Below are 7,365 nucleotides of genomic sequence, written 5' to 3' on the forward strand. Positions count from 1 at the left end.
CTCAACAACCATTTCACCTAAATGACGCATAATTAAGAAAGCGATAATTCCAGCAATCGCATATCCTAATAAAATTGAAGGACCTGCCAGTTTAATCGTTTGAGAAAGACCTAAGAATAATCCTGTTCCGATCGCCCCTCCGAGTGCGATGAGTTGAATATGCCGATTGGATAAGCCTTGTTTTAACTCGTGCTTATTGTTTGCATCCATAACATTATCTCCAATGTTGGTGTCACTTCCTGTACACCTTTATTCAGCACCATATCCGAAGGCCAGAAACCGACCTTCGGAAATACGTTTGCTTTAATATGAGTCCATTTAATTTTAAGAAGACTTGTCCTATCTTCTATTTAAAACGAGCTTGCATCCTTACATTTAATAGGCTGGGAACGCTCCTTTAAAATTTCGTAGCCACGATCGCCGTAATCAAAACGCGCGATGACTGAAGCAAATTTTTTCAAACTTACTGGCGCATCCATTGCCGGTAGTTTTAATTCAATAAAAGTTAACTGATCATTTAAATGAACATTCTCTAAAACACTTCTAAGCTGCCCTACGGTTTCTACTACATAGGTGGTATGGCCTTTTTTACCGTTAAATACCGCAGGAATTTCGGTGTATTTCCAGTTTTGCACGTCGTTATAAGCTGCGTTTTCACCCATAATTAAGCGCTCAATGGTGTAGCCGCCATTGTTCAGTAAGAAAATAATAGGTTTTAAACCGTGACGAATAATTGTAGAAAGCTCTTGTACCGTAAGCTGGAAAGAACCATCGCCAATAAACAAAATTTGACGGCGTTCAGGAGCTGCCAACAAACTACCAAGTAAAGCTGGCAAGGTATAACCGATTGAACCCCAAAGCGGCTGAGCAATATATTTAGCTGTAGCAGGAAGTTTTAAACCAGACAAAGCTGAGTTTGAAGTTCCTACCTCACCAATAATCACATCGTCTTCTTTTAAGAAACCTGCAATATAGTTCCACAGTACATCTTGGCTTAGCTTTTGTTGGGCTGGAGCTTCAATTACTTTCTGTGGCTGTTTTTCAAGAAGAGGCATTGACGATTTACGTGGTGCAACTTTTTTATTTAGCTCAACAAGTAACTGTCCAATTTCAATACCTGGAAAATCCTGACCAAAGATATTTAAGCCATAAGATTTAATTTCGATGTAATTCTTGGTCTCAATTTGATGCGTGAATACAGCTGAACCAACATCTGTAAAACGTGCACCAATACCAATTAGGCAGTCAGATTGCTCAATAATATTTTTCACATGCGGTTGGCTTGCCCCACCAACATATGTTCCGATATAACGAGGTGAGCCTTCATCCATAATATTTTTTGCAGTATTCATACCCGCAAATGGAATTGAGCATTTTTGAGATAAATCATTTAAAAGTGAAGTTACACCAAAAACTGAAGCTTCATTATCAATAAGAAGAGCTGGACTTTTTGCATTGTTCAAGATATCGCAAAGTTTGCTTACCACACTTTGCAATAAGTCTGGTTCAACAGATGGATAACTTAAATCAAGTGGGCGGTCAGTAACTTCAATTTTAACGTGAGTAATATCTCCTGCTAACTGGATGTGCACAGGGCGACGTTCAAGGAAACACTGACGTAATACACGATCAATTTCAAAAGCTGCATTGGCAGGAGTTAAACGTGTTTGAGCAACGGTGAACTCTTTCATGCAGTTCATAATATTGTCGTAGTTACCATCGACAAGCGTATGGTGAATTAAAGTGCCCTTTTGAACTGCATGTAAAGGCGGAATACCTGAGATATGAATAAGAGGTACATTTTCTGCATATGCACCTGCAATGCCATTAATCGCGCTTAAATCACCTACACCATAAGTAGTTGCTAAGGCAGAAAAACCGTTAATTCGTGCATAACCATCAGCTGCATAGGCAGCATTCAATTCATTACAATTTCCGATAAATTCGAGTTCTGGATCTGCTTCAACTTGTTCGAGATATGAGAGGTTAAAATCACCAGGTACACCAAAAAGATGTTGGATACCCATTTGTTTTAAACGAAGATTTAAAAAGTCACCGATTTCTATGAACATTGCTCTATATCCTTTGAGACCAATTTTTATTCCATAGAAAAATAATATTTCATCTACCTTTTAGATTTCGTGCATAATGAAAACGCATTTTAATAAAAATACATGATTTGTGTATCATAAAAGGATTTTATGCAATGGATAAGTTCGACTGGCAAATCATTCAGGCACTACAAAAGAATGGACGGCTCACCAATCAGGAAGTTGGAGATTTAATCGGTTTATCTGCTTCTCAATGTTCTAGAAGAAGACAGCTACTTGAGCAAAAAGGTATAATTTTAGGTTACACAGCCCGCATCCAGCAACAAGCGCTAGGACTGGAAGTCACAGCGATGATTCACATTAATTTAAGAACACACGAGGCAAAATCTCAGCAGGCATTTCAAGAACTCATTGAAGCAGAAGATAACATTCAAGATGCATTTTCAATCAGTGGCGATGCGGACTTTATTTTAAAAGTTGTTGCTGAAAACTTAGAACAGCTTTCTCAATTTGTAACCGAAAGATTGCTTTCTTATAATTTTATTGGCCACATAAAGTCTTACATTGTTCTGAAAAAAATTAAAGAACAGAATCATTTTTTAATCAAACCTAAAGGTCACGGTTATCATCACACGACTTAAGCAGGTTAGTATTTAATAAGATAATTTAAAATAAAAAGGCGGATCTATCATCCGCCTTAAAATTAATATTTAGACTTTACTAATATGGACTGTTTGCCCGATCGTATTTTCAAGCAAACCTTCTAAGCCAAACTCAGCACCTAAACCTGACATTTTCCAGCCACCAAAAGGGGCATGAGGCAGCACTTCTGCATGGGTATTAATCCAAACAGTACCGCATTGAAGCTGAGTCGCATAAGTTTGAGCAGCTTTAATATCAGAAGACCAGATTGAACCACCTAAACCAAACTCGCTGTCATTGGCACGGGCAATTGCATCGTTGATATCTGTATATTTTAAAACAGGCAACACTGGACCAAATTGTTCTTCTTGGACCACTCTGCTAGAGTCAGACACTTCTGTCAAAATAGTAGGAGCAATAAAGTAGCCTTGCTCTGGTAACTGCTGCTGACCAGAAAGCGCTTTTGCACCTTGAGAAATAGCATCGGCAATGAGTTCTTTCACTTTGTTATATTGCATTTGGTTTTGCACTGGACCAAATGTTATAGAAGACTCCATTCCACCACCCACAACTTGAGCGTTGGCAATATCAGCTAACTTTTGAGATAAAGCCTCATATTGGCTTTCATGTACATATAAACGTTTTAACGCCGCGCACGTTTGACCAGCGTTTAAGAACGCCATATTAAAAATCTTAGCTGCAATTTCATCTATATTTGCATCTGGCAATACAATACCAGCGTCATTACCACCAAGCTCTAATGTTAAATGTTTTAACTGTTGAGCTGCACCAGCCATAATGTGCTGACCTGTTCGAGTTGATCCCGTAAATACGACTTTTTGTACATCTGGATGTGAAGAGAGTGCTTCGCCAATCTCACCAGCACCTACCACAATTGAAATAACACCCGCTGGAACTTCTTGCTGAATGATTTCACATAGACGCAAAGTTGATAACGGTGTGTATTCAGAAGGTTTGCTAATGACAACGTTACCCGCGCGTAAAGCAGGCATGATATGCCAAACAGCAATCATGAGAGGCCAGTTCCAAGGAGTAATTGAAGCTACCACACCTAATGGTTGGCGATGGCGCTCAATACGCTTAGTTTCACTGTCTTCAATCACTTCAACAGGTAAATCCATAGCAGCGGCATACCGAGTCCAACCAATTGCACCCTGCACTTCCATTTGCGCAAGTGCTAGTGGTTTACCTTGCTCAAGCACAACCAGCTCTGCAAGCATTTCAGCGTGCTTTTCAATACCATCGGCAATTTTGTTTAAAATCGACTTACGTTCATCGTGTGAAACTTGTTGCCAAGCTTTAGATGCTTGTTTAGCTGCACTCACTGCTTGATTCACTTGCTCAACTGATGCTTTTGCACAACGTGCGGCAGTTAGACCTGTAGCAGGGTTAATAACTTCTAGTTCACCCTGTTCACCTGAACAAGATTGACCGTTAATAATCAGTTTAAATTCATTAAGCACATTAACTTGTTGCATTTCTTCTTCCTTGTCTTAATTGTAATTACAGCCACTTACTTTTTTCAGTTAAAACGGGATTATTTAAAGTAAGTACGATATTGATATATCAATGTGACCAAAAATATTGGGGACATACCAATACAATAAGAAATTTGCATAAGATAGATCATGCATAATTATTTTTGTTTTTGAAAAATATGCATGGTTTGTGCATATTTTTATTTACTCATACACATTTTGAATAAAAGAATCTGTAATAAAAAAGCCCAGCAAGAAGCCGGGCTTTTTTGTTATCAACTCAATTAGTCGATTGGTGGTACATAGTTACCAGAAGCAATCGCATCTTTAATGCGGTCAGCTTCAGCCAATACTTGACCTAAAAGGTTTTTAACGTTTTCAAATGTCACAACAGGGCTTAATGTTGTCATCTTCAATGACTGTACATTACCAACTTTTGTTACACCGATATTTGCTTCACCACGTGCAAACAATTCGTCCGCTACGTTTTGGTTCAAGCTATCGATAAACTCAACTGGGTAGCCTTGTGGCACAACACGGAACAATACTGAAGCAAATTGTGGTTCAACTAAAAGCTCTAAACCGTCAGTTGCCTTGATGTAATCTGCAACTTCACGAGTAAGTTTTACACCATGGTCAATCATTGAACCGTAAAGGTCTTCACCTAGTGATTCAATTGTCATCCACAATTTCAATGCATCAAAACGACGAGTCGTTTGTAATGACTTAGAAACAAGGTTTGGTACACCATGTTCTTCGTCATAAGCAGAGTTCAAGTATTCAGCTTCGTAGTGCATGAAACGGTAGTTCGCTTCGTCTTTCAACAAGAACGCGCCACAGCTAATGCTTTGGAAGTAATGCTTATGGAAGTCGAGGGTAATCGAGTCAGACAACTCAATACCATCAAGCATTGCACGGTAGTCATTTGACAGAATTAATGCACCGCCCCATGCAGCATCAATATGCATCCATGAACCATATTTCGTTGTGATTTCACGAATTTTCTTCAATGGATCAATTGCACCAGCATCAGTTGTACCGGCTGTCGCAACAACACAAGCAACCACTTTGCCTTCTGATTGCAAATGCGCCATCGTTTTTTCGAGAGCATCTACATCCATCTGTGCATTTTCATTCACAGGAACAGTCACAACTGACTGGAAGCCCATGCCCATCATTGCCATGTTCTTTTGCACAGAGAAATGTGCATTTTCAGAACAAATAACTTTGACGTTTTTCATTGCTTCAGCTGGAATACCATCACGCTGTACAGACCACGGATTACCGTTTTCGTCTTTCCAGTTTTTCGAAATGCACCAGTCACGAGCAAGTAACACACCCATTAAGTTAGATTGAGTACCGCCAGAAGTGAAAACACCTGCCTGACCAGAACCATAACCAACTTTTTGACGCAACCAATCAATGAGCTGAACTTCCATTAATGAACCGGCTGGGCTTTGATCCCATGAGTCCATAGACTGGTTAGTTGCATTGATTAACACTTCCGCAATCTGGCTCATCACCATGGTTGGGCAGTGTAAATGTGCTAATGAATGTGGATGATGTACTTTTAAGCTTTTATTTAAGAAAAGCTCAATCATACGTTGAAGTGATTCTTGTACACCCATACCTTCTTTTGAAGGTTGGAAAGAAATTGCTGAACGCAATTCTTTAATGCTACCGCCTGTGTACATCTTTTCATTTTGCAACCATGCTGAAACGGCTTTTACCGCTTCACCCATTGCTGACTCATAGTCAGCAATGGATTGTGCATCATTGCAGAGTAACGCTTTACGATGTTCTGCAAAATCCACCATACTTATGCGCCTCGTACTGCAACCAATGCTTCTGCAATTGCTTTCTTAAAGCGAGCAACTACTTCAACACACTCTTCTTGAGTGATGATAAGCGGGCAAAGTAAACGAATTACTGTACCGTTACGGCCGCCTTTTTCAAGCAATAGTTTATTGTTGAAACAAGCAGTTTGAATTGCAGCAGCTAATTGTGAATCCGCAGGAAGCGAACCAATACGATCAGCTTGTTTACGCTCGTCAACAATCTCAACACCGATCATTAAACCGCGACCACGTACGTTACCGATACATGGGAATTCTTGAGCTAATTTTTTAAATTCAGCTTGTAGATAATCACCACGTTCTTGCGCATTTTGAGCAAGATTTTGTTCAGTAATCGTTTTTAATACGACAAGGCCTGTACCCATAGCAAGTTGGTTACCACGGAAAGTACCAGTGTGACCAGCAGGCTGCCAAGCATCAAATTTACGTTTAATACCTAATACTGCAAGTGGTAAACCACCACCTACTGCTTTAGACATTACAACAACATCAGGTTCAATACCTGCATGTTCAAATGCAAACATTTTGCCTGAACGTGCAAAGCCAGCTTGAACTTCGTCTAAAATTAAAACGATGTTGTGCTTTTCAGTCACTTCACGGATTTTTTGCAACCATTTTACTGGAGCTGTAACTACGCCGCCTTCACCTTGAATCGCTTCAAGAATAACAGCAGCCGGTTTTGTTACACCGCTTTCAACATCTTCGATAAAGTTTTCAAAGAAGTAAGTTAAAGCGTCAACACCAGCTTCACCACCTAAACCAAGTGGGCAGCGGTATTCATGCGGATATGGCATGAATTGCACGCCTGGCATTAAACCGTTAACTGCATTTTTTGCACTTAAGTTACCAGTCATAGCAAGTGCACCATGGGTCATACCATGATAACCGCCAGAGAAACTGATCACTGAACTACGGCCAGTGTAAGTCTTAGCAAGTTTAATTGCTGCTTCAGTTGCGTCTGCACCAGCAGGACCACAGAACTGCAAGCAGTATTCTTCTTTACCACCAGGTAAATATGCTAACAATGCTTCAGTGAATGCATCTTTTAAAGGTGTGGTTAAGTCTAAAGTATGCAATGGCAAACCACTTGCCAATGTATCTTGAATACTTTGAATCACCGCAGGATGATTATGACCTAAAGCCAATGTACCTGCCCCAGCTAAACAATCAAGGTACTCTGTACCTTCAACATCAGTAACCCAGCATCCTTGTGCTTTCGCTATCGCTAACGGTAATTTACGTGGATAGCTACGAACATTTGATTCCATTTGACTTTGGCGAGTCAAATAATATTCGTTAGTAGCATTAGTGGCAGGG

At 39.9% G+C, this 7,365-nt stretch carries 5 protein-coding genes and 1 pseudogene; 1 reads left to right on the forward strand and 5 read right to left on the reverse strand.

Annotated elements, in window-relative coordinates; translation table 11 throughout:
* Window positions 1-210 (reverse strand): annotated as a pseudogene (locus tag UC75_RS20660) (amino acid permease); the annotation flags it as partial.
* 140 nt (window positions 211-350) lie between these two features.
* Window positions 351-2,072, reverse strand: a complete 1,722-nt coding sequence (locus UC75_RS07595; protein WP_049837206.1) for an alpha-keto acid decarboxylase family protein — start codon at window positions 2,070-2,072, stop codon at window positions 351-353.
* A 134-nt stretch (window positions 2,073-2,206) separates the two neighbouring features.
* On the opposite strand from UC75_RS07595, the gene UC75_RS07600 reads away from it, so the two are divergent.
* Window positions 2,207-2,692 (forward strand): Lrp/AsnC family transcriptional regulator, encoded by a 486-nt coding sequence (locus tag UC75_RS07600; RefSeq protein ID WP_004643588.1) that lies wholly within the window; start codon window positions 2,207-2,209, stop codon window positions 2,690-2,692.
* Window positions 2,693-2,761: 69 nt separating this feature from the next.
* Here the strand turns inward: UC75_RS07600 and UC75_RS07605 are convergent, their stop codons facing one another.
* The 3 genes from UC75_RS07605 to UC75_RS07615 all read right to left on the reverse strand — a co-directional run.
* Window positions 2,762-4,192, reverse strand: a complete 1,431-nt coding sequence (locus UC75_RS07605; protein ID WP_049837207.1) for an aldehyde dehydrogenase family protein — start codon at window positions 4,190-4,192, stop codon at window positions 2,762-2,764.
* Between the two features lie 284 nt (window positions 4,193-4,476).
* Window positions 4,477-6,009, reverse strand: coding sequence for a pyridoxal phosphate-dependent decarboxylase family protein (locus UC75_RS07610; RefSeq protein ID WP_013197139.1), 1,533 nt, complete (start codon window positions 6,007-6,009; stop codon window positions 4,477-4,479).
* Between the two features lie 2 nt (window positions 6,010-6,011).
* Window positions 6,012-7,365 (reverse strand): diaminobutyrate--2-oxoglutarate transaminase (locus UC75_RS07615; RefSeq protein WP_049837208.1); only part of this gene is annotated, 1,354 nt, incomplete at its 5' end.

The sequence above is a fragment of the Acinetobacter sp. V2 genome, assembly GCF_001188385.1.
Taxonomy (GTDB): Bacteria; Pseudomonadota; Gammaproteobacteria; order Pseudomonadales; family Moraxellaceae; genus Acinetobacter; species Acinetobacter oleivorans.

Coding starts and splice junctions, on each gene's coding strand:
- UC75_RS07605 (WP_049837207.1), bottom strand. CDS start 4,192: ATGCAACAAGTTAATGTGCTTAATGAATTTAAACTGATTATTAACGGT.
- UC75_RS07610 (WP_013197139.1), bottom strand. CDS start 6,009: ATGGTGGATTTTGCAGAACATCGTAAAGCGTTACTCTGCAATGATGCA.
- UC75_RS07600 (WP_004643588.1), top strand. CDS start 2,207: ATGGATAAGTTCGACTGGCAAATCATTCAGGCACTACAAAAGAATGGA.
- UC75_RS07595 (WP_049837206.1), bottom strand. CDS start 2,072: ATGTTCATAGAAATCGGTGACTTTTTAAATCTTCGTTTAAAACAAATG.